The organism is Stenotrophomonas rhizophila, from assembly GCF_003651185.1.
Lineage (GTDB): Bacteria > Pseudomonadota > Gammaproteobacteria > Xanthomonadales > Xanthomonadaceae > Stenotrophomonas > Stenotrophomonas maltophilia_Z.
The window spans coordinates 1178047-1198176 of sequence record NZ_RCDC01000004.1; the positions used below are offsets into that span (position 1 = coordinate 1178047).

Below are 20130 nucleotides of genomic sequence, written 5' to 3' on the forward strand. Positions count from 1 at the left end.
TCATAGGCGGCGCAACCGGACAGGGCGGACAGGGCGTCATGCCGGGGACGCGCCCGGAAACGGCCGCGCGTCCACTGGCAGGACCACCAGGAACCGCGCGCCACCACCGGGGGCGCTGTCCACGGCGATGGTGCCGGCGTGACGCAGCACGATCTCGCGGGCCAGGTGCAGGCCCAGCCCGCTGCCGCTGCCGCTGGGCCGCAATCGGTGGAACGGCTCGAACACGGACAGCCGCTCGGCCTCCGGCACGCCCGGGCCTTCATCACTGACCGACAGGCCGCCATCATCATGAAGTGCCACGGCGATCATGCCGCGGCCGCCACCGTGGGCGATGGCGTTCTGCAGCAGGCTGGCGATGACCCGGTGCAGCGCATGGGGATCCCCGCGAACCCAGATCGGCTGATCCGGTGCATCCACCGAAAAGCCGTAGCCGGCATCCACCACCAGTGGTGCGACATCGGCGGCCACGTCGCGGGTCAACGCGGACAGGTCGATACGCTGGGACTGGCTGCCATGCCGGTCCAGCCGCTGCAGATCCAGCAGCTGCTCGGCGATGTTGCTCAGCCGGCTCAGGTCCAGCTGCAGGCGCGAACGCGCATCGCCGGGCGGCAGATCGGCCAGGCGCGTGGCGAGGATCGCGATCGGCATGCGCAGCTCATGCGCGGCACCGGCGAGGAAGCGATCCTGCGCATCGTAGCTTTCACCGATGCGGCGCACGGCCGCGTTGAAGGCGTCCACCAGCGGATAGATCTCCAGCGGCACGGCACGCGTATCCAGGCCGCTGCCGCGCTCGTTGACCTGGATCGCTGCGGCCTGCGCCGCCACGCGGTTGACCCCGCGCAGCGCGCGATGGATCACCCATGGCGCCACCACCAGCGTGATCACCAGCACCGGCAACGCGATCCAGCCGCCCAGGTAGCGGAAGATCAACAGCAGCTGCCGCACGATGCTGCGTTCGGGAATGCCGCCTACCGCCACGTGCAACCGCCCTTCCGGCCGAACAACGACCACCACGCGCACGGCAAGCGCATCGGCATTGATGCGGGTACGGATGTCGGTCTGCTCGATCTGATCCAGCCGTGCCACCAACTGACGGTACTGCACGGGAACATCGCCATGCACCAGGCGTCGGCCACGCTCATCGGCCGCGGCGAACCAGAACATCGCCGGCGGCCGTGGCACGGCCAGCGCCACCTTCGGCAGATCCGCCTCCAGTCCCTGGGCACCGAAGGTGATGGCCGATGCGATCTGGTCGCTGGTCTTCCAGTCGATATAGGCCGAACGGCGGTCGCCGTAGGTCAACACCATCGCGCTCAACGCCAGGGCGATCGTGGCCGCCTGGATCAGGCAGACCTTCCACACCAGGTTGAACGCCAGCGAATCGGGTTTGAGCAATCTCACGGCGTGTCCTTGAGCAGATACCCGATGCCGCGCATGACGTGGATCTCCACGCCCGCGTCGGCTTCCAGCAGCGCTTTGCGCAGCTTGGAGACATGCGCATCCAGCGCATTGGATTGGATGGCATCGTCAAAGCCGTACACGGCTTCCAGCAACGAGGCGCGGCCCACCGTGCGCCCTTGCCGCAGTGCCAGTGCTTCGAGCACCAGCAGCTGCCGCCGCGGCAGCGCGAGCAGCAGCTCTGACACGCGGGCTTCGCGCGCCACGAAATCGAACTGCAGCCGGCCCAGCGACAACACCGGCAGGGTGATCTGCGAGGGCCGCCGCGAGATCGCGCGGATGCGCGCAAGCAGCTCTTCGACCGCGAACGGCTTGGTCAGGTAATCATCCGCGCCCACGTCCAGGCCGGTGACCCGATCGGCCACCGAATCGCGCGCGGTCAGCATGATCACCGGCAGGTTCGGCACGCGCTCACGCGCGATCCGGACAAAGCTGGCACCGTCGCCGTCGGGCAGCTGCCGGTCCAGCAGCAGGATCTGGTGGACGCCGGCCTTGAGGGCTTCATCGGCCTGCGCCATCGTGCCGACCACGTCGATCACCATGCCGTGGCGCGCCAGGCTGACCTGGATCGCGCTGGCCATTTCCGGATCATCTTCCAGGAGAAGAAGGCGCATGGGGCGGTGCCTTGCGGGGTACGAAGGAGGCGATGGTACCGCGCAGCCGGACGTAACGTTCCGACAATGTAGGGCGCCCACCATGACACTCCGGTTGTTCCCCCTCGGCAGGTCCATGCACGTCCGTTTTCGTTCCCCGCGCCCTTCCCTTCCCCTGTTTGGCCTGGCCCTGGCCAGTGCATTCACCGCCGCCAGTGCGCAGGCGGCTGATGCGCCCGAGGGCGCCAGGAAAAGCAGCATCGGCATCGCCGTCGTGGCGCTCAAGGCCCCCTATGCCGGCTATGACACCGATCGTCTAGCCGCCCCGATCGTCAGCTGGGAAGGCCGTTCGTTCTTCTTCCGCGGTGGCAGCGTGGGCTATCGGCTGCACCAGACCGCGCGGTCCGAGCTTGCCCTGACCGCCTCGCCGTACGTGATGCGCTTCAAGCGCCGCGACAGCCACGACCCGCAACTGCGCCAGCTCGACAACCGCAGCCTGTCCGGCATGCTGGGCGTCTCCTGGCGGCACCAGGCCGAATGGGGCGTACTGCAGGCCAATGCGCAGGCGGAAGTCACCGGACACGGCGGCGGCTTCTCGGCCGATGCCCGGTACGCCTACCCGATCCCGGCCGGCCGCGTGACCTTCATGCCCGCGGTGGGCGTGACCTACACCAGCGCCGATCTCAACGACTACTACTTCGGCGTCAGTGAGCGCGAAGCGGCACGCAGCGGCCTGGCGCGCTACTCGTCCGGCAGCGGTGTGTCGCCCTACATGGACATTGCCGCCGTGATGCCGCTGGGGCCGCGCTGGACCGCGACCGCGTCGATCCGCCGCACCTCGCTGGCCGATGCCGTGCGCGACAGCCCGATGACCCGTGGCGACCACATGGATACCGCCGCGCTCTCCCTCAGTTACGGATTCTGATCATGCGTCAGGGAATCGTACGTCGTGTCGCGGATCTGGCCTTGCAGATCGAACCGGACCGCGCCGCCGTTCTTGAATGGATTCTGCATTCCCCACTGCCCGCGCTCGACGGGCAGACCACGTTCGAACTGGCCTGTGAGGGCCAGGGTGAACGCGTCGTCGCGCTGCTGGACACCCTGCTGCGGCAGGGTGATCCGGTCCTGCCGCGCGGCTGATTCTTCGTTTTTCCCCTACCGGTGTCCTGGAGGCGCGAATGCACAACGCAACCGATACCCCGCTGCTGCAAGCAGCCAACGATGACCTCGCCGCGCACACGATCGTGGCCAATCTCCACCGCGCGATCCTGCACCGCATGGACCGCGACAGCCAGGCCCACGGCCGGTTCTCACGGGCTTACATCGCCGAGCTGTTCGACATCGGGCGCACCATCAGTCCCGCGTGTCGCCCGCACCAGGTCGACAGTGAATGGATCACTGCGCGACGGTCGTGGCTGGATACGGTGCTGCGCGAGCATCCGCTGGACCGTCGCGATGCGCAGCTGACCGCTGCACGGCACGCCGCCGATGGGTTCCTGCTCCGCGCCTGCGTGCTCGGCTGTGACGCCACGCCGGAAGCCGCGACCGAGCGCGTGCGCGATGCCCTCATCGCCATGACCCGGCCGACGCACTGAGTGACGAAACGCCACCGACACCTGCACATGACCGCCGGAATCACCGTGCTACATTCCGGCCAAGAGGCAGGCTGACTGCTTCTTGATGCCGGTATCGGCCGGCCCGGAGCGTGCCCATGCGGTGTTCGGCCCTGCTGCTGTCCCTGCTGTTCTGCGATGCCGTGCACGCCCAACGGGACGCGCCGCCGGACCTCGCCTTCGACCGCCCCGGCATCGGCTTCGCCGCCTCGACACTGCCCCGCGGTGGCGTCGCGCTGGAGGCGGGATTGCCCAGCTTCAGCCGCGACCGCGACGGCGCGGGCGTGCTGAGCACGCAGTACAGCGCCGACATCAATCTCCGGATCGGCTTGGTCGAGCATCTCGAACTGCAGGCCTTCACCTCGCCCTGGAACCACCTGCGGGTGGCGCCGCGCGATGCACCGGCCGAGCACAGCCGCGGTGCTGGAGACCTGGGCCTCGGCCTGAAGTTCGCCCTGCCCTTGTCCTCGGAAAAGCACGCCGTGGCGCTGCTGGCCAGCACCACGTTCGCCACCGGCTCGCGCGACTTCAGCGAGGGCGCCACGCAGTACGCGCTGGGTGCGAGCTATGAGTACAGCTTCGATGATCGCTGGACAGGCGCGCTGTACGCCAATGTGACCCGCGGTGCCAGCGAGGACAGCGTCAGCTGGGCGCCGAGCCTGAGCTTCTCCGCCACCGATACCGTCAGCACCTATCTGGAGGCCGGCTTCACCGACACCCACGGCGAGCCCTCGACCGGGATTGCCGGCGCAGGCATCACCTGGATGGTGACCCCGACGGTCCAGTTGGATGCCTCATTCGATGTGGGGCTGGATGACGACAGCCCGGACACGCAGGCTGGCCTTGGGGTGTCGGTGTATTTCGAGTGAGGTTTGCGGGGCACCCTGCTGCATCGCCAACGAAAAGGCCTGCACGAAACCGCGCAGGCCTTTGTCTGGAACCGCAACGTCTTGGCGCGGCGGGTCAGGTCACCTTCTTGGCGATGGTCATGCCCAGCACGAACAGCACCACAGCGATGATGATGCCCGCCCAGAACAGGAACTTGGCGATCCCGATCGCAGCGCCGCCGATGCCGGCGAAACCGAGGGCACCGGCGATCAGGCCGATGACGGCAAAAATGATGGCCCACTTGATCATGATGATCCTTTCCCCGAATCGGGTTGAATGACAGGACTCCACGGTAGCCAGCCGACTGTCTCACCTTCGTGAACGCGCCGACTGAACGGCGTGAAGTCAGGCGCCCGGCGCCACGCGCATTTCCATCGGCTGGTAGCGCAGCCCGGAAGATTCCGCTGCCTCCCCTGTGCAGGTAAAGCCATAGCGCTCATAGGCGGGTACCGACGAGAGCGACGCGCTCACGGTCAGCACCTCCACACGCGCCTGCTCGATCATGGCCGCCATCAGGGCCTTGCCGACCCCCTGCTGCTGGGCCGCCGGGTCGACAAACAGCATGGCCACGTGACGGCCTTCCTTGAGCTCGGCGATACCGATGAGCCGATCCTCCTGCGCGTAGGCCAGCATCACATTGTCCTGCACCATGCGCGCGCGGAACCCCTCCACCGAGGCGATACGGGCAAAGGTCTCGATCCCAAGGGGGGGCAGTGATTCCGCCACCGCCCCCATGAAGGCGGCCATGCACACACGGCTGGCCTGTTCGAGATCGGCTGCCAACAACGCTCGTACCGCCATATGCATTTCCTTCCGCGTCCATGAGGTAAGCGATCACTCTACCTCGATGATCTGCAGCCGCGCACGACTCACCACCGGATCGACGCCAACTCAGCGCGCGACCTCGACAAACACGGGATTGGAATAGAACCACAGGTCCTGCCAGGGATCTTCGCCTGGCACATCGGGCAACGGCGCCACTTCAGGGGTGCTGCTGCCGCGTACACGAACGAATCCGCCCTGTGCAGGCGCCGGCAACACCCAGGATACCGTTCGCCATGCGCCGTCCACTTGCCAGTCACTGGCGCGGAATACACGCGTCTGCATAACAGGAGCATCGCTTTTTCCAGGGCTGCCCACTATCAGCTCGACGTGATCCAGCACCGGGGGCTGGCCAGCGTGATTGACTGACGCCGGCACACGCACCCGCAGTTCCACGCGCATGGAGGCGTCAGGCGACATCGACAGCGTGCCGCCCATCGTGGCGCTACGTGCCTCGTCGTCGTTCGCAGTCACCCGCAGCTCCAGTGCATCGATCAGATCGCCGGTCACCGCGAACATGCGCCCGTGGCGAAGGCCATCAAGGATGTCCTCGGCGTCCTGCCGCGCCCAGACATGGGTCTTGCTGTATTGGCCCGGATCGAAGTCACTGCCGCCATCACGCTGGTTGACGTGCGAATCGGAGCTGGCCGTGATCCAGAAGCGATGCCCCTGGGACAACAGCGTGTCCCAGATCCCGCCGACGGTTGCCGTCATCTGGTCGAATCCTCCCAGGGTCGGTGCATCCGCGTTGCGATACAGGCCGCGATGGACACGGGTGGCCTGATGGCCCGGCGCGCCTTCCATACCAACCAGCACCTGCGGTGCAGCCGCATGCCAGGCGCGCAGCTCATCGGGCTCGACGTCGCCCCACCGGCCCATGGCGGTGGCAGTGCGCGCGGGGTGATTGATGAACATCAGCGGCGGTGCCGGCAGCGCCCGCATGTGGGCCAGTGCATCGAGCATCGTCTGCCCGTCGTCGCGGCTTCCCTGCAGCGGCTCGCTGCGGCCGTAATCGCGTTCGATCGCGACCAGCTGCTCTCGCTCATCCGGGCCTGGGGCGATGATCAGCGAGGCGTGCTCGCCGGCCGGCACGTCGAATTCCATGCCATTGAACTGGATCAGTCCGGGCACCTCGCGCCGGGCCTCCAGCAGCGCCGGCCACGCATGGTCCCGGGTGACCGCCGAATGCCCCGGCCCGCCATGATCGGTATGCACCATCCAGCTCAGCCCATTGGCGAGCGCCTGCTGGGCGTTATGGGTGCGGGTGTAGGACGAGTCGCCACCACGGATCGGCGTGGGCGGCGTGGTGCTGCGATCCCAATCCACGCTCCACTCGCTGTGGACATGGTGGTCGCCAGCCTGCCAGCTGCGGCCGGCATCGTCATCGGCAGCCTGCGAGACCGCCGGCCACGCCAGCACCGCCACAAGCGGCAGGAAGAAAACATGTCGCATCGTATGTTCCTCACAAACGGGCAGCCGCATCCGGGGCACGCGCACGTGCCTCCGGATGCACCGCGAAGGTGGCTCAGAAGTCCGCGCGCAGGCCGAGGCTGATCCGGCGGCCGGAGCGCTCGTACATCGTCGGGAACGCGGGATCCATCGTGTAGCCGGTGGTCGCCTGGTTGGTCAGGTTGATGCCCTTCAGGCTGAGCTTGATGCTGTCGGTCAGGCGGTAGCCGATCGACACATCCAGCTGGCCGTAGTCATCGCGCCAGATCGGGTACATGTTGTAGCCGATCGATTCGACGTACTCTCCCTTGTGGTTGTACGACACGCGCGCGTCGAAGCGGTCGTTCTCATAGTAGACGGTCATGTTGTATGACTTCTCCGAGAGCCCCGGCATCGGCGTGCTCACGCCCAGATCGGATTCGCCGGCCAGCGAGCTGTCCAGCATCGTGTAGTTGGCATTGATGCCGAAGCCTTCCAGCGAACGGTGCAGCATGCTCAGCGGCAGCTGCGCGATCAGCTCGACGCCTTTCACCACATAGGTGCCGTCGGCATTGATCGGCTGGTACACGTCGAAATCATAGGTGCCGTTGAGCGAGCCGTTGGCGTTGTAGACCGCCACATCCGGCACCACGCCGGTCAGCGCATTGATCACCACGCCGTCGATCTTCTTGTGGAAGTACGAGGCCGCCAGCAGCCCGCCGTTGTCCAGGTACTTCTCCAGACCCAGCTCCCATTGCTTGGCATAGGTGGGCTGCAGATCCGCGTTGCCATCGGTGAAGCGGAACGAACTCCAGCTGGCGGTGCGCTTGTAGGCGATGTCGGTCAACGCCGGGCGGATGAACGTCTTGGAGGCGGCGCCCCGCAGCACCAGGCCCTCGGCCAGTTCGGCAGTGGCATTCAGGCTCGGCAGCAGATCGTTGTAGCTGCCTTTGCGCGAGACGGGCGTGTCGGTATAGCCGGTGGTGCCATCTGCCCGCTGGATCGGGTGGAAGCCGGAGGACTGCACCGAGGTATCCACATAGCGCACGCCGGCGTTGATCGAGACCGGCACGCGGCCCACATCGAAGCCGATGTCGGTCATCGCGTACAGACTGGTCACGTTCTCGTCGACCCGGTAGTACTGGCCCGGATCAAACGGCGTTGCGAAGCCCGGATAGCGGAACGCACTGCGTGCGTAGTCGTTGGAGACCATCTTCCAGTCCAGGTCTTTCACCGAATAGCCACCGCCCGGCACGATATCGGCAATCGACTGCAGCGGACTGTCGGCCAGGGTGCGCTTGTTCACCCAGCTGTTGTCACCCGCCCCCGGCCCGTAGATCTTGGCTTCGCCATACTCGCGCTGCTTGGACTTGTCGGTGTAGCGCGCGCCGAACTGCACGCTGCGCAGCGCCGGCAGGAAGGCCAGTTCCAGCGCCTTGGTCACATCCACCTGGGCGGCATACTTGTCATCGCTGACCTTCTCCAGCGTCGTCTCATACGCTTCGAACAGGTACTTGTCCGAGGCGTTGTACATGTCGATGCTGGCCGGGTTGGCGCTGGGAATCGTCTCCCCGCTCTTGCCGGTCCAGCGGGTCCGCGAGGGCGCGTAGGCCACATGCTTGAGGTTGCTGGCATCCAACGTCTTGTCGGCGCCGGAGTAACCGACCATCGCATCCACGCCCCAGGTGTCGTCCTGCCAATCCATTGCCACGCTGTACTGGCTGAAATCGGTCTTGTTGATCCGCTCCTTGCTCAGCATCTCGTGCTGGGTGGCGGTGTAGGACACATCGCGCAGCACCACGATGCCGTACTGCGACAGCGTGCTGGCGTCGTAATCATGGATGGTCTCCAGCGTGCTTCGGCTGGACGCCGAATATGCCGCCGCGTCGTACTCGTCTTCGGTGGTGTCGTAGCCGCCGCGCATCGCATCGAAAGTCAGGCTGAAGCGGCTGCTCGGCTTGTACTGCAGCGATGCGGTGGCACCCCACTTGTCCTGGTCGTTGACGAACACGCGGTCGCCCACTTTGTCCTGGAACACGATCAGGTTGCTTTCATCGGTGTTGTTGCGGTTCTTGACCACCACGCCGGCATCGCGTGCCAGCACCGCGGCGGCCTGCGTGCCGCGCGTGCCCGAGGCACCAAGGAAGCGCGACATGGGGCGGAAGTTGATGCCCGACGTCGCGTCCGTGCGGTTGCTGCGCTTGGCCGTGGCGAAGGACACCAGGCCACCCCAGTCGCCCCAGGTGTCGCTGGCCAGGAAAGAGAATTTCGGGTCCACCTCTTCGGAAATCGAGTTGTGCGCCCCTTCCACCGACGCCACCAGCTTGCGGCCGGTGTAGTCGAACGGGCGTGCGGTGGAGATCTGCACGGAGCCGGCGATGCCACCCTCCTCATCCGCCGCAGTCGGCGACTTCAGCACCGTGACCTGCTGGATGATCTCCGAGGCGAAGATGTCGAATTCGATATCGCGACCACCGCTGCCCGATGCCGTGGCCAGGTTGTTGATCGAGACATGCGTGTACTCCGATGGCAGGCCACGCACGTTGACGCGGCTGCCCAGACCCTTGTCACGCTCGATGGTCACGCCCGGCATGCGCTGCAGGGCTTCGGCCAGGTTCTGCTCGGGAAAGTCGGCCACGTCGGTGGCCACGATCGAGTCGGAGAAACCGATGGTGGCGCGCTTGATGTCCACTGCCTGCTCCAGGCTGCGGCTGTAGCTGCCCACCACGTCGATGCGCTCCAGCTGCTGCAGGCCGGCGCCTTCCGCTGCGGGGGCCGCTTCAAATGCCAGGGCCGATGTGGCGACGGGCACGGCGGATGTTCCCGACGGTGCGGTATCACTGCGTGCTTCGATGGTCACCGTGGTGTCGTTGAGATACCGATAGCGAAGGCCGGTGCCGTCCAGCAGCTGCTCCAGTGCCTGCTGCGGGGCCAGCCCCGCCGGCATCGCGCGGGTGCGCGGGTTGCCGGCCTGCTGCGCGTTGTAGACGAACTGCAGGCCGGTCTGGCGCGAGAGATCGTTGAGTGCACGGTCCAGCGGTTGGGCGGGAATCGCCTCGCTGGCCACGCGGGTCTCCTGCGCGGTGGCGGTGACGGCGGCGCTCTGCAGGGCAAGAGCGATCGAAAGGAAAAGAATGCGGCGCATCGTAGAAGTCCAGTGGGGTGGTATGAGCGTCGCGAGACGGAATCGTTCGCGCTTGCCTGGACTACGAGGGCGCAGGGCGAGGATCGGGCACCGGCATTTCGATGAATTTTTTTTGACAGCCGCTCGATGTGCGCCGCGCGATGACGCGCGGATAGTGCAATTACTGTTGTTTCGCGCTGGTTTCCGCCGCTGCTCGGCTGCTCACGTGGATCTGTTTGTCGACCACGCGCGTGCGCAGCGATGGCTGCTGATCGAGGAAGGTACGAAGTGATGCAAGATCGTCGCCACGCAGGTTGCCGGTCAGTCGCAGTGCCCCGGCGACATCGTCGTCCACCTGCAGGCGCACGCGGTTGAGGCGATTGAACTGCTCGGCCACCTCGCGCAGCGGCTCATCCTGGAACACCACGCGGCGACGCCACCAGGCGGTCATCGTGTCCGCATGCTGCTGGCGGAGGCTGACGGTCTGATCGCGGTAGTCGATGTAGGCACTCTGGCCCGCGCGAAGATCGGCGAGCAGCCGGCCCTGGCCCGAGTCGCCGCGGATCTGCACGCTGCCCTCGGCCACCTCGATCCGCGCCTGCTCGCGCCGCAGCGACACGTCGAACGTCGTGCCGATATCGCGCACCTCCAGCCCGGCCGCATGCACGGCAAAGGGACGGCGTTCCTCGGCCACCACAAAGCTGGCCTGCCCGCGCGACAGCTCCACGCGGCGGCTCAACAAGGTGAAGCGGATCGACAATTCACTTTCCGCGTTCAGATACACGACGGTGTGGTCCGGCAGCGTAAATCGCTGTGGTGCGCCGTGCTCCGCCACATAGTGCCGGGTCTGTGGCCACGCCATGTGCCCTACGAACACGACACCCAGCAGCAACGCGGCCGCTGCGGCGATGCCCGGCAGGTGCCGGCGCGGCGCACGGGAGGCCGCGGGCGGTGGAGGGCGTCGCCGCACCGGCAAGGCCACCACGTTGTGGTCGGCGGGCGGCGGCCCGGCGGCGATCAGTGCATCCAGATCCACTGCCATGCCGCGCAGCGCATCACTGAGCTCGCTGGCGACGCGGCTGACCGTGATGTACTCGCGCAGGTGTGCGGGTGAGGTCACCAGCCATTTCATGAACTGGCGTTGCTGCTCGGGGGTCACCCCGCCCTGGCGCTGCAGCGCATGCCAGTGCGCGGCCTCGTTGGCGAGGGACGGGCGTGGGGCGGGCATCTCGCTCACCACGCCTCCGCATGACCGGCCAGCGCACGGCGACACACGGACAGCCCGCGCACCACATGCTTCTTGACCATGTGCGAGGACACGCCGAGCCGCTCGGCGATCTCCTTGTAGCTGAGCCCATCGCGATACTGCATCACCAGCACAGCGCGGGTGTGCTCGGGCAAGGTGCCCAGCAGCGTCTGCAGGTGCGTGCGGCGCTGCTCACGCTCGGCGGCGTCTTCCACGGTTTCCTCGCCGGTCAACAGCGTGGTGAGGTTCTCAAGATCATCGATCGGCAGCATCAACCAGCGCCGGCGCGCGGCCTGCTCGCGTGCGAGATTCTGCGCGACAGTGAACAGGTAGGCCTCCGGATTGGCGATCGCCTCGCCTTGATCCTCATGTGCGCGCAGCAGGCGCAGATAGGTTTCCTGCACCATGTCCTCGGCATCCTGACGCGCACCGCGGCGGGTGAAGAATCCCCTCAGCACCGGCCCCTGTTCCTGAAACATGCGCGCCAAACGCCGTTTTGCGTGTTCGGCCACGATCCCACCTCGCCCCCAGGTGCGGCGAAGGTACGTGGCTCGCATGACGATTCGATGACGCAGGCGACACGGTATCGCCGCGCGGCGATACCGTGGACACGCGCCTCAGGCGGTACGTGCGTCGATCAGAACGTGTGTTCCGGGCCGGGGAACGTGCCTGCCCCCACCTCTTCCGCGAACTCACGCGCGGCCTTCTGCAGCAAGCCGTGCATATCCGCGTACTGCTTCACGAAGCGCGGCAGCTTGCCGGTGCGCAGCCCCGCCATGTCCTGCCAGACCAGCACCTGTGCATCGCAATCGCTGCCCGCCCCGATGCCCACCGTCGGAATTCTAAGCGCGGCGGTGATCTGTGCAGCGACCGCGCCGGGCACCATTTCCATCAGCACCGCGAAGGCACCTGCAGCCTCCAGCGCGCGCGCTTCCTCGATCAGCCGTGCGCCATCCTCGCCCCGCCCCTGCACGCGGAAGCCACCCAGCTGATGCTCCGACTGCGGGGTGAAGCCGATGTGCGCCATCACCGGGATGCCGCAGCTGACCAGCTTGCGCACCTGCGGCACCATTTCGATGCCGCCCTCCAGCTTGACCGCGTGGGCCCCGCCTTCCTTCATGAAACGCACCGCCGTGTGGAAGCACTGCTCCGGCGAGGCCTGATAGGAACCGAACGGCAGATCGGCGATCACCAGCGGCCGCCGCGTGCAGCGGCTCACCGCGCGCACCAGCGGCATCAGCTCATCAACCGTGACCGGCAACAGCGAGTCGTTGCCGAACACGTTGTTGGACGCCGAATCGCCGATCAGCAGCACCGGAATGCCGGCGTCTTCGAAGATCGCCGCGGTGTACATGTCGTAGGCGGTGAGCATGGCCCACTTTTCGCCGCGCTCCTTCATCTGCTGCAGATGCGGAATACGCACGCGCGGTGCCGGGGCCGGGGCGCTGCCCGGCGTCGCGTAGGGATGGAGCTGTTCGGTCATGCCAGGATCCTCGTGGGGACAACGTGGGGTCAGAGTGTGCCGGTTCCGCTCAGCAACAGCACGGCGATCAGGATCATGGCGGCGCCCGAGACGCGGCCGACCACGCGTGATGCACGCGGGCGCGTGCGCAGCACGGCACCGGCGCCATACCCGACGGCCAGATAGACCGCCGCGCAGCTGACCAGGTGCACCATGCCCAGCGCGATGATCTGCACAGGCATCGCCCATGCCGCGCTGGCGGAAATGAACTGGGGCAGCAGCGCCAGAAACAACAACAGCACCTTGGGATTGAGCCCGCTGACACAGACGCCCTTGACCGCCCAGTGGCGCCACCCCGTCACCGCTCCCGCATCGTCCGCTGCGGCCACCGGCGGATGGCGCAGCAGCCCGATGCCCAGCCACAGCAGATACAACGCGCCCAGGACGGTCAGTACGTGCAGCGCGACCGGCGCCTGGGTGAACATCGCGCCGACGCCCGCAGCGACCAGCGCGATCGCCAGCAGATGGCCAGACAGCAGCCCGGCCACCGCTGGCACCACCGCCCGCCCGCGCAGGCCGGCAGCGATCGCATGCGCCCAATCCGCACCGGGGGTGAGCACGAAGAGGATCGAAACCGCCCAGAAGGCGACGATGACGCTGGGTTGCATGGGGTCCAAAGGGCGGTCTTGCCGCGATCTGCGTGCCAGACGGAAGAATATTCCCACGACTCTGGAATGTGCTTCCAAATACTTGCCCTGCAATGCGCATCAGGAGGAAACTCTTGCGCATGGACATCATCGATCAGCGGATTCTTGCCGAGTTGCAGAAAGACGGGCGCCTCACCGTGACCGAACTGGCCGAGCGCATCGGGCTGAGCGTCTCGCCCTGCCACCGCCGGGTACGTGCCTTGGAGCAGTCCGGCGCGATCCGCGGCTACCGCGCCGAGCTGGATCCCGCCGCCCTGGGCCTGAAGTTCTCGGCCCTGGTGTTCATCACCCTGCGCGACGGCGACCGCCGCGCGGTGGACGCCTTCGAACACGCGGTGGCCGACGTGCCACAGGTGCTGCAGGCGCAGCGTCTGTTCGGCGATCCGGACTACCTGCTGCACGTCATCACCCGCGACCTGGCCGCGTTCCGTCAGCTCTACGACGAACACCTCTCTGCCCTGCCCGGCGTGCAACGGCTGACCTCTACCCTGGTGATGAAGGACGTGGTGATCGACCGGCCGCTGCCGTTGCACGGGCATTGAGGCAACGGCGTTATACCCTCAAATCGCGGCCTGCATCCAACGGCGAATGACCCGCCGGAAGAAATGTGCGACCGGCGTACTACGCACCGACGGCACCCGCGCAACCGGACAACGCCAAGGCGATCGCCACGTTGATCGGGCTGCGGTATGACCGGCAACCGACAGCAGCCCAAACAGAAAAAAGGCCTGCGCATCGCTGCACAAGCCTTTGATCGAATCACCAACATTGGTCGGGACGGCCGGATTTGAACCGACGACCCTCTGCCCCCCAGGCAGATGCGCTACCAGGCTGCGCTACGCCCCGATGATGCTGGCAATGTCCCCGCCTCTCAGCGGGCCGACGAGTATAACGGGTTTGCGTGAAAAATGGTTCAGCGGCGCAGCAATTGCAGCACTTCTTCCAGTTCCATCCGCGTCTGCTTGATGATCTGGTTGCTCAGCGCCGATTCCTCGCGCGCATCGGCACCTTCCAGGCGCAGACGCGCGCCGCCGATGGTGTAGCCCTGCTCATAGAGCAGGCCGCGGATCTGGCGGACCATCAGCACGTCGTGGCGCTGGTAGTAGCGGCGGTTGCCGCGGCGCTTGGCCGGCTCGAGACTGGGGAACTCGGTTTCCCAGTAACGCAGCACGTGCGGCTTGACGTCGCACAGTTCGCTGACCTCACCGATGGTGAAGTAGCGCTTGGCCGGTATCGGCGGAAGTTCTCGGTTACTGCCCGGATCCAGCATATGCCTCTACCCTTTCCTTGAGCTTCTGGCCCGGACGGAAGGTGACCACCGTACGGGCGGAAATCGGAATTTCCTCACCGGTCTTGGGGTTGCGACCCGGGCGCTGGTTCTTGCGCCGCAGGTCGAAATTCCCGAAGCCGGACAGCTTCACCTGACGTCCCTGTTCCAATGCTTCACGCAGCACATCGAAGAACGCGTCGACAAATTCCTTGGCTTCGCGCTTGTTCAGACCGACTTCGTCGAACAGCTTTTCGGCCATCTCCGCCTTGGTCAATGCCATTGCCTGCTATCCCCCATGCTTCCCGCTCAACCGCGGATCCGGGCGTGATGTTCACGCTCCATGGCAGAGACCGCCTCGGCCACCACCGCATCCACGTCGCGGTCCGTCAGAGTGCGCGACTTGTCCTGCAAAATCAAGCCCATAGCGAGACTCTTGAACCCCGGCTCGACCCCCTGGCCGACGTACCGGTCGAACAGGGTGACCTCCCGCAGGAGCGGCCCGACGGCGCGGCGCAGGGTGGCTTCCAGGTCGGCCCAGGCCGCGGCCTCGGGCACCAGGAAGGCCAGATCGCGGCGCATCGACGGGAAGCGCGACAGCTCGGTCGCGCGCGGCAGCGCGCGGGCGGCCAACGGCGCCAGGTCCAACTCGAAGGCGAACACGTCCACGTCGATCTCCATGGCCTTGGCCAGGCGCGGGTGGATCTGGCCGATCCAGCCCAGGCTGACGCCGTCACGGGAGACCTCGGCCGACCGTGCCGGGTGGCCATACGGACGCTGCGACGGCGTGAACGCCAGCTCCGCGCCACTGGCCGCGGCCAGCGATTCCAGGTCGCCCTTGAGGTCGTGGAAATCGACCTTGCGGGTCGGCAGACCCCACTGCTGGGTGTCGGCATCGCCACAGATCGCGGCGGCCACGCGCTGGGTTTCCAGCGGCGCGGGCTGGCCTTCGCCGGCCTGCTGATGGAATACGCGGCCCAGTTCGAACAGGCGCACGCGGCCCAGCTGGCGGGCGGCATTGCGGCCCAGGGTGGCGACCAGGCCCGGCAGCAGCGACGGACGCATCACCGCCAGTTCGGCCGACAGCGGGTTGGCCAGCGCGACCAGACCCTCGTCCAGCTGCCACTGCGCGAGCAACGCGGCATCGACGAAGGCGTAGTTGATGGTTTCCTGCAGATCGCGGGCGACCAGTTGGCGACGGACGCTCAGGTCGTCCAGGCGGGTCTCGGTCGGCATCGCCACGCGCGAGGCACCGCCCGGCAGCGTGGTCGGGATCTGCTCGTAGCCGTGGATACGGGCCAGCTCTTCGATCAGGTCTTCTTCGATGGCGATATCGAAGCGACGGCTCGGCGCGGTGACCTGCCAGCCATCGGCGGTCGCGGCCACCTCCATGCCCAGCGCGCGCAGGATGCGCTCCACATCAGCATCGGCGATCTGGATGCCCAGCACGCGCGCGATACGGGCGCGGCGCAGACCGATGGTGGCGGTCGCCGGCAGGTCCGCTTCGCGCACGGCCTCGGTGACCGGCGCAGGCGTGCCGCCGGCCAGGTCCAGAATCAGGCGGGTGGCGTACTCGATCGCCGCGCGCGGCAGCACCGGGTCGACGCCGCGTTCGAAGCGGTGGCCGGCATCAGTGTGCAGGCCGAGCTTGCGGCCCCGGCCCATGATCGCGGCGGGCGCGAAATGCGCGGCCTCCAGGAATACGTTCGTGGTGTCGTCGGTGACGCGCGTATCGAAGCCGCCCATCAGGCCGGCCAGCGCGATCGGCCGATCGGCGTCGGTGACCAGCAGGAAGCTGTCGTCCAGCGCGGCGTCGCGGCCGTCGAGCAGCTTCAGGGTTTCACCCGCGCGCGAACGGCGCACGCCGATGCTGCCCTGCAGGGTGCCCAGATCGAAGGCATGCATCGGCTGGCCGAGTTCCAGCATGACGTACTGGGTGACGTCCACCAGCAGCGAGACCGGGCGCACGCCACTGCGGCGCAGGCGCTCGGCCATCCACAGCGGGGTCGCGGCGCGGGCGTTGACGCCTTCGATCACGCGGCCGACGTACCGCGGGGCTTCGGCGCCGGCGTCCAGCTGGATCGTCAGCTCACGCGTGCCCACGGCGGCGACCGGCGCGGCGTCGAACGGCACCACTTCACTGGCGCACGCGGCGGCCACGTCGAAGGCGATGCCGCGGATGCTGAAGCAGTCGGCGCGGTTGGGGGTCAGCTTGATCTCGATGCTGGCGTCGGGCAGGCCGAGGTACTCCACCAGCGTCTGGCCGACCGGCGCATCGTCCGGCAGTTCGAACAGGCCGGAGGCATCGGTGTCCAGACCCAGTTCCTTGGCCGAGCACAGCATGCCGTTGGATTCCACACCACGCAGCTTGGCCGGCTTGATCTTCAGATCGCCGATCTGCGCGCCGACCATCGCCAGCGGCGCGACCAGGCCCGGGCGCGCGTTCGGCGCGCCACAGACGATCTGCAGGTGCTCGCCCTGCCCCGCATCGACCTGGCAGATCTGCAGGCGGTCGGCTTCGGGGTGGCGTTCGGCGGAAATGATCTTCGCCACGACCACATGCTGCAGGCCATCGCCCAGCGCATCGACCGCTTCCACTTCCAGACCGATGGCGGTCAGCACCGCGCTGAGTTCATCGCGCGAGACGGTGGTCGGGACGTGGCTGCGCAGCCAGTTTTCAGAGAATTTCATGGTGTCACCCTAGTGGACCCGGCGCAGGCGCCTGGGCCGTGATGAATGGTGGTGCGACGTCGCGCCGGGGGCAGCCCGGCGGTTCCGCTGTTACGCGAACTGCTTCAGGAACCGCACGTCGTTTTCGAAGAACGCGCGCAGGTCGTTGACGCCGTAACGCAGCATCGCAAAGCGCTCCACGCCCAGGCCGAAGGCGAAGCCGGTGTAGCGTTCCGGATCGATGCCGACGCTGCGCAGCACGTTGGGGTGGACCATGCCGCAGCCGAGCACTTCCAGCCAGCGGGTGCTGCCATCGGGCTGCTGCCAGGCGATGTCCACTTCCGCGCCGGGTTCCACGAAGGGGAAGTAGCTGGGACGGAACCGCATCTCGAAATCGCGCTCGAAGAACGCGCGCACGAACTCGGACAGCGTGCCCTTGAGATCGGCAAACGTGGAGTGCTCATCGACCAGCAGACCTTCCACCTGGTGGAACATCGGCGAATGGGTCTGGTCGCTGTCGCTGCGGTACACCTTGCCGGCCGCGATCATGCGCAGCGGCGGTGCGTGTTCGCCCATGTAGCGCACCTGCACACCGGAGGTGTGCGTGCGCAGCAGGCGGCCATCGCCGAAATAGAAGGTGTCGTGCATCGCGCGCGCCGGGTGGTGCGGCGGGAAGTTCAGCGCTTCGAAGTTGTGCCAGTCGTCTTCGATTTCCGGGCCTTCGGAGAGCTCGTAACCGAGGCGGCCGAAGATCTCGGTGATGCGCTCGAGGGTACGGGTCACCGGGTGCAGGCCACCGCGCTCTTCGCGACGGCCCGGCAGGGTGATATCGATCGCTTCGGCGGCCAGGCGCGCGTCCAGCGCAGCGTCTTCCAGCACGGTCTTGCGATCACCCAGCGCGCTGGTCAGCGCATCACGGGCACGGTTGATGGCTTCGCCGGCGGCTTTGCGCTCATCGGCCGGCAGGCCACCGAGCTGCTTGAGCTGGGCGGTGATGCTGCCGTTCTTGCCCAGCAGGGCCACGCGCAGGGCTTCCAGCGCATCGGGGCTCTGGGCAGCGGCCACGTCGGCCAGTGCCTGCGTGGTCAGGGATTGGATGTCACTCATGGATAGCCGGAGCCTCGCGTCGGTATGCCATCGCGATGCGCGTCGGGCCGACCCCCGTCGCCACCGCTGTCGATCGATGGCACCGGGAGGGCCACCGCCAACACAAAAAAGAATGGGGAAGGACTTGCGCCCTTCCCCATGCATTTGCCTTACCCACAGCCGTTGCGCGTGAACGGCAACGGCAGGGGAATGGACTTATGCCGCCAGTGCGCCCTTGGCCTTTTCGGCCAGTGCAGCAAAACCAGCTGCGTCGTGCACGGCGATGTCAGCCAGAACCTTACGGTCCAGGGTGATGCCGGACTTGAGCAGGCCGTTCATGAAACGGCTGTAGCTCAGGCCGTTGATGCGGGCAGCCGCGTTGATGCGGGTGATCCACAGCGAACGGAAGTTGCGCTTCTTCTGCTTACGACCGATGTAGGCGTACTGCTGTGCCTTGATCACGGCCTGCTTGGCAACGCGGAAGACCTTGCGGCGAGCGTTGTAGTAACCCTTCGCCAGGGTCAGAATTTTCTTGTGGCGGCGACGCGCCTGTACGCCACGCTTTACTCGTGCCATGGGTCAGTCCTCAGAGGTAGGGAAGCATACGGTTCAAACGGCCTGCGTCTTCTGCACGAACATGGTTCGTCTGACGCAGATTGCGCTTCCGCTTGGTCGACTTCTTCGTGAGGATGTGGCTACGGTTGGCGTGGCCAGCCTTGAACTTGCCGGACGCGGTCTTGCGGAAGCGCTTGGCCGCCGCCCGGTTGGTCTTGATCTTGGGCATTGCTATGTCCTTGATGATGTTTTGTCACTGACCAGGGCGGTGGCATTGCCACACTTTCCGTCCGTGCCCTTGCCTGCTTGTAAGCCCGGGATCCCCTATGGGAACCAGGCCGGTCCTGTTTGCCGTTGAAACAGCGTGCCTTTGTGGGGCGGGAAACCGTTCAAAACAGCACCCCCGCAAAACGGGGCCGCCCATTATGCCCGTGAATCCAGGCAGTTGCAAACGCTTGATTGGGCGGGTGTTTACCGGTGCCGGCAGGCGTGGAACGCCCGCCGGACGGGCCGCAGAGGCTGCGGCCAGGGCAAACGGCAGCAGGCGCCTGAAAAGGCGCCCGTGCCTTGTAACGCGAATCTGAAGCACTCGACGCCGGCGGCGCCGGCAGCCGGGCATGGCCCGGCGCTACGCCCCGCCCGTCCGGGCTGGGGCCGATGGCCGGTTACTTCTTCTTCGGCGCGATCATCATCACCATCTGCCGGCCTTCAAGGCGCGGACGGGACTCGATCACGATGTCCTCGCCCAGATCACCTTCGATCCGGCTGGCCATTTCGCGACCCAGTTCCTGATGGCTCATTTCACGGCCACGGAAGCGGATGTTGACCTTGATCTTGTCGCCCTCTTCCAGGAAACCGCGCATCTTGCGCAGCTTGATCTGGTAATCACCTTCATCGGTGACCGGGCGGAACTTCACTTCCTTGATCTCGACCTGCTTGGTCTTCTTCTTGGCCTCGTTGGCCTTCTTCTGCGCTTCGAACTTGAACTTGCCGAAGTCCATGATCTTGCACACCGGCGGATCAGCCTGCGGCTGAATCTCGACCAGGTCCAGACCTTCGTCTTCGGCCATCGACAGCGCTTCGTCACGCGTCAACACACCAATCATCTCTCCGTCGCTGCCGATCACGCGGACGCGCGGCACCCGGATTTCCTGATTCTTGCGGTTCTGTTTGTTGTCAGGGGTACTGATATTGCAATCTCCCAGAGGAAT

Annotated in this window: 22 protein-coding genes and 1 tRNA gene; 5 read left to right on the plus strand and 18 right to left on the minus strand. The window is 66.4% G+C overall.

All coding sequences use genetic code 11. The features are described from left to right. Positions 1-36: 36 nt before the first annotated feature. Both BCL79_RS05300 and BCL79_RS05305 read right to left on the minus strand, forming a co-directional pair. Positions 37-1401 carry a sensor histidine kinase gene (locus tag BCL79_RS05300; protein WP_121038326.1) on the minus strand — a complete coding sequence of 455 codons (1365 nt, stop codon included), beginning with the start codon at positions 1399-1401 and terminating at the stop codon, positions 37-39. After that, positions 1398-2072 (minus strand): response regulator transcription factor, encoded by a 675-nt coding sequence (locus BCL79_RS05305; protein ID WP_121038329.1) that lies wholly within the window; start codon positions 2070-2072, stop codon positions 1398-1400. The genes BCL79_RS05300 and BCL79_RS05305 overlap by 4 nt, the downstream gene beginning before the upstream one ends. A gap of 115 nt (positions 2073-2187) precedes the next feature. Here BCL79_RS05305 and BCL79_RS05310 point away from each other — a divergent pair, with 115 nt between their 5' ends. From BCL79_RS05310 to BCL79_RS05325, 4 genes are all read left to right on the plus strand, one after another. After that, a complete protein-coding gene (locus tag BCL79_RS05310) occupies positions 2188-2976 on the plus strand; it encodes a MipA/OmpV family protein (RefSeq protein ID WP_121038332.1) in 789 nt (262 codons plus the stop codon). Between the two features lie 2 nt (positions 2977-2978). Further along, positions 2979-3191, plus strand: a complete 213-nt coding sequence (locus BCL79_RS05315) for a hypothetical protein (protein ID WP_121038335.1) — start codon at positions 2979-2981, stop codon at positions 3189-3191. A gap of 38 nt (positions 3192-3229) precedes the next feature. Beyond that, on the plus strand, positions 3230-3646 hold the full coding sequence (locus BCL79_RS05320) for a hypothetical protein (RefSeq protein ID WP_121038338.1): 417 nt from the start codon (positions 3230-3232) through the stop codon (positions 3644-3646). A gap of 116 nt (positions 3647-3762) precedes the next feature. Next, positions 3763-4533 carry a transporter gene (locus tag BCL79_RS05325; protein WP_121038341.1) on the plus strand — a complete coding sequence of 257 codons (771 nt, stop codon included), beginning with the start codon at positions 3763-3765 and terminating at the stop codon, positions 4531-4533. A gap of 94 nt (positions 4534-4627) precedes the next feature. On the opposite strand, the gene BCL79_RS05330 is transcribed toward BCL79_RS05325, so the two are convergent. The 8 genes from BCL79_RS05330 to BCL79_RS05365 all read right to left on the minus strand — a co-directional run bounded on the left by BCL79_RS05330 (position 4628) and on the right by BCL79_RS05365 (position 13302). Next, a complete protein-coding gene (locus BCL79_RS05330; protein ID WP_019182774.1) occupies positions 4628-4801 on the minus strand; it encodes a DUF1328 family protein in 174 nt (57 codons plus the stop codon). Positions 4802-4897: 96 nt separating this feature from the next. Next, positions 4898-5359 (minus strand): GNAT family N-acetyltransferase, encoded by a 462-nt coding sequence (locus BCL79_RS05335; RefSeq protein WP_259462107.1) that lies wholly within the window; start codon positions 5357-5359, stop codon positions 4898-4900. A gap of 84 nt (positions 5360-5443) precedes the next feature. Further along, entirely contained in the window at positions 5444-6826 is a 1383-nt protein-coding gene (locus tag BCL79_RS05340) for a hypothetical protein (protein WP_183073679.1), read from the minus strand. 73 nt (positions 6827-6899) lie between these two features. Further along, positions 6900-9947, minus strand: a complete 3048-nt coding sequence (locus tag BCL79_RS05345) for a TonB-dependent receptor (RefSeq protein WP_121038347.1) — start codon at positions 9945-9947, stop codon at positions 6900-6902. A gap of 160 nt (positions 9948-10107) precedes the next feature. Continuing rightward, complete coding sequence (locus BCL79_RS05350; RefSeq protein ID WP_121041158.1) at positions 10108-11154, minus strand: FecR family protein; 1047 nt, start codon at positions 11152-11154, stop codon at positions 10108-10110. Positions 11155-11159: 5 nt separating this feature from the next. Beyond that, positions 11160-11684 carry an RNA polymerase sigma factor gene (locus BCL79_RS05355; RefSeq protein WP_183073680.1) on the minus strand — a complete coding sequence of 175 codons (525 nt, stop codon included), beginning with the start codon at positions 11682-11684 and terminating at the stop codon, positions 11160-11162. 125 nt (positions 11685-11809) lie between these two features. Continuing rightward, positions 11810-12655: a 3-methyl-2-oxobutanoate hydroxymethyltransferase gene (gene panB / locus BCL79_RS05360; RefSeq protein ID WP_121038353.1), complete on the minus strand. Its 846-nt coding sequence runs from the start codon at positions 12653-12655 to the stop codon at positions 11810-11812. A gap of 29 nt (positions 12656-12684) precedes the next feature. Next, a complete protein-coding gene (locus tag BCL79_RS05365) occupies positions 12685-13302 on the minus strand; it encodes a LysE family translocator (protein ID WP_121038356.1) in 618 nt (205 codons plus the stop codon). Between the two features lie 119 nt (positions 13303-13421). Here BCL79_RS05365 and BCL79_RS05370 point away from each other — a divergent pair, with 119 nt between their 5' ends. Next, positions 13422-13883, plus strand: coding sequence for an Lrp/AsnC family transcriptional regulator (locus BCL79_RS05370; RefSeq protein WP_121038359.1), 462 nt, complete (start codon positions 13422-13424; stop codon positions 13881-13883). A 227-nt stretch (positions 13884-14110) separates the two neighbouring features. On the opposite strand, the gene BCL79_RS05375 is transcribed toward BCL79_RS05370, so the two are convergent. The 8 genes from BCL79_RS05375 to infC form a co-directional block, all read right to left on the minus strand. Beyond that, positions 14111-14187 (minus strand) — tRNA-Pro (locus BCL79_RS05375). 67 nt (positions 14188-14254) lie between these two features. After that, the gene (locus tag BCL79_RS05380; RefSeq protein WP_019182707.1) at positions 14255-14611 is read right to left on the minus strand and encodes a MerR family transcriptional regulator; all 357 of its coding nucleotides are present in this window, start codon (positions 14609-14611) and stop codon (positions 14255-14257) included. Further along, positions 14592-14891 (minus strand): integration host factor subunit alpha, encoded by a 300-nt coding sequence (locus tag BCL79_RS05385; protein ID WP_005410432.1) that lies wholly within the window; start codon positions 14889-14891, stop codon positions 14592-14594. The genes BCL79_RS05380 and BCL79_RS05385 overlap by 20 nt, the downstream gene beginning before the upstream one ends. A 26-nt stretch (positions 14892-14917) precedes the next feature. Further along, positions 14918-17299, minus strand: coding sequence for a phenylalanine--tRNA ligase subunit beta (gene pheT / locus BCL79_RS05390; RefSeq protein ID WP_121038362.1), 2382 nt, complete (start codon positions 17297-17299; stop codon positions 14918-14920). Positions 17300-17389: 90 nt separating this feature from the next. Beyond that, complete coding sequence (locus BCL79_RS05395) at positions 17390-18385, minus strand: phenylalanine--tRNA ligase subunit alpha (RefSeq protein WP_019182705.1); 996 nt, start codon at positions 18383-18385, stop codon at positions 17390-17392. A 195-nt stretch (positions 18386-18580) separates the two neighbouring features. After that, positions 18581-18940 carry a 50S ribosomal protein L20 gene (rplT, locus tag BCL79_RS05400; RefSeq protein WP_017355264.1) on the minus strand — a complete coding sequence of 120 codons (360 nt, stop codon included), beginning with the start codon at positions 18938-18940 and terminating at the stop codon, positions 18581-18583. 10 nt (positions 18941-18950) lie between these two features. Beyond that, on the minus strand, positions 18951-19148 hold the full coding sequence (rpmI, locus tag BCL79_RS05405; RefSeq protein WP_017355265.1) for a 50S ribosomal protein L35: 198 nt from the start codon (positions 19146-19148) through the stop codon (positions 18951-18953). Positions 19149-19584: 436 nt separating this feature from the next. Further along, positions 19585-20124 (minus strand): translation initiation factor IF-3, encoded by a 540-nt coding sequence (gene infC, locus BCL79_RS05410; protein WP_172838068.1) that lies wholly within the window; start codon positions 20122-20124, stop codon positions 19585-19587. Positions 20125-20130: the final 6 nt, after the last annotated feature.

Bases quoted from the DNA above. Each gene is read 5' to 3' on its own strand.
- BCL79_RS05305 (WP_121038329.1), bottom strand. From the start codon at position 2,072: ATGCGCCTTCTTCTCCTGGAAGATGATCCGGAAATGGCCAGCGCGATC.
- BCL79_RS05310 (WP_121038332.1), top strand. From the start codon at position 2,188: ATGCACGTCCGTTTTCGTTCCCCGCGCCCTTCCCTTCCCCTGTTTGGC.
- BCL79_RS05315 (WP_121038335.1), top strand. From the start codon at position 2,979: ATGCGTCAGGGAATCGTACGTCGTGTCGCGGATCTGGCCTTGCAGATC.
- BCL79_RS05320 (WP_121038338.1), top strand. From the start codon at position 3,230: ATGCACAACGCAACCGATACCCCGCTGCTGCAAGCAGCCAACGATGAC.
- BCL79_RS05325 (WP_121038341.1), top strand. From the start codon at position 3,763: ATGCGGTGTTCGGCCCTGCTGCTGTCCCTGCTGTTCTGCGATGCCGTG.
- BCL79_RS05330 (WP_019182774.1), bottom strand. From the start codon at position 4,801: ATGATCAAGTGGGCCATCATTTTTGCCGTCATCGGCCTGATCGCCGGT.
- BCL79_RS05335 (WP_259462107.1), bottom strand. From the start codon at position 5,359: ATGCATATGGCGGTACGAGCGTTGTTGGCAGCCGATCTCGAACAGGCC.
- BCL79_RS05340 (WP_183073679.1), bottom strand. From the start codon at position 6,826: ATGCGACATGTTTTCTTCCTGCCGCTTGTGGCGGTGCTGGCGTGGCCG.
- BCL79_RS05345 (WP_121038347.1), bottom strand. From the start codon at position 9,947: ATGCGCCGCATTCTTTTCCTTTCGATCGCTCTTGCCCTGCAGAGCGCC.
- BCL79_RS05350 (WP_121041158.1), bottom strand. From the start codon at position 11,154: ATGCCCGCCCCACGCCCGTCCCTCGCCAACGAGGCCGCGCACTGGCAT.
- panB (WP_121038353.1), bottom strand. From the start codon at position 12,655: ATGACCGAACAGCTCCATCCCTACGCGACGCCGGGCAGCGCCCCGGCC.
- BCL79_RS05365 (WP_121038356.1), bottom strand. From the start codon at position 13,302: ATGCAACCCAGCGTCATCGTCGCCTTCTGGGCGGTTTCGATCCTCTTC.
- BCL79_RS05370 (WP_121038359.1), top strand. From the start codon at position 13,422: ATGGACATCATCGATCAGCGGATTCTTGCCGAGTTGCAGAAAGACGGG.
- BCL79_RS05380 (WP_019182707.1), bottom strand. From the start codon at position 14,611: ATGCTGGATCCGGGCAGTAACCGAGAACTTCCGCCGATACCGGCCAAG.
- BCL79_RS05385 (WP_005410432.1), bottom strand. From the start codon at position 14,891: ATGGCATTGACCAAGGCGGAGATGGCCGAAAAGCTGTTCGACGAAGTC.
- pheT (WP_121038362.1), bottom strand. From the start codon at position 17,299: ATGAAATTCTCTGAAAACTGGCTGCGCAGCCACGTCCCGACCACCGTC.
- BCL79_RS05395 (WP_019182705.1), bottom strand. From the start codon at position 18,385: ATGAGTGACATCCAATCCCTGACCACGCAGGCACTGGCCGACGTGGCC.
- rplT (WP_017355264.1), bottom strand. From the start codon at position 18,940: ATGGCACGAGTAAAGCGTGGCGTACAGGCGCGTCGCCGCCACAAGAAA.
- rpmI (WP_017355265.1), bottom strand. From the start codon at position 19,148: ATGCCCAAGATCAAGACCAACCGGGCGGCGGCCAAGCGCTTCCGCAAG.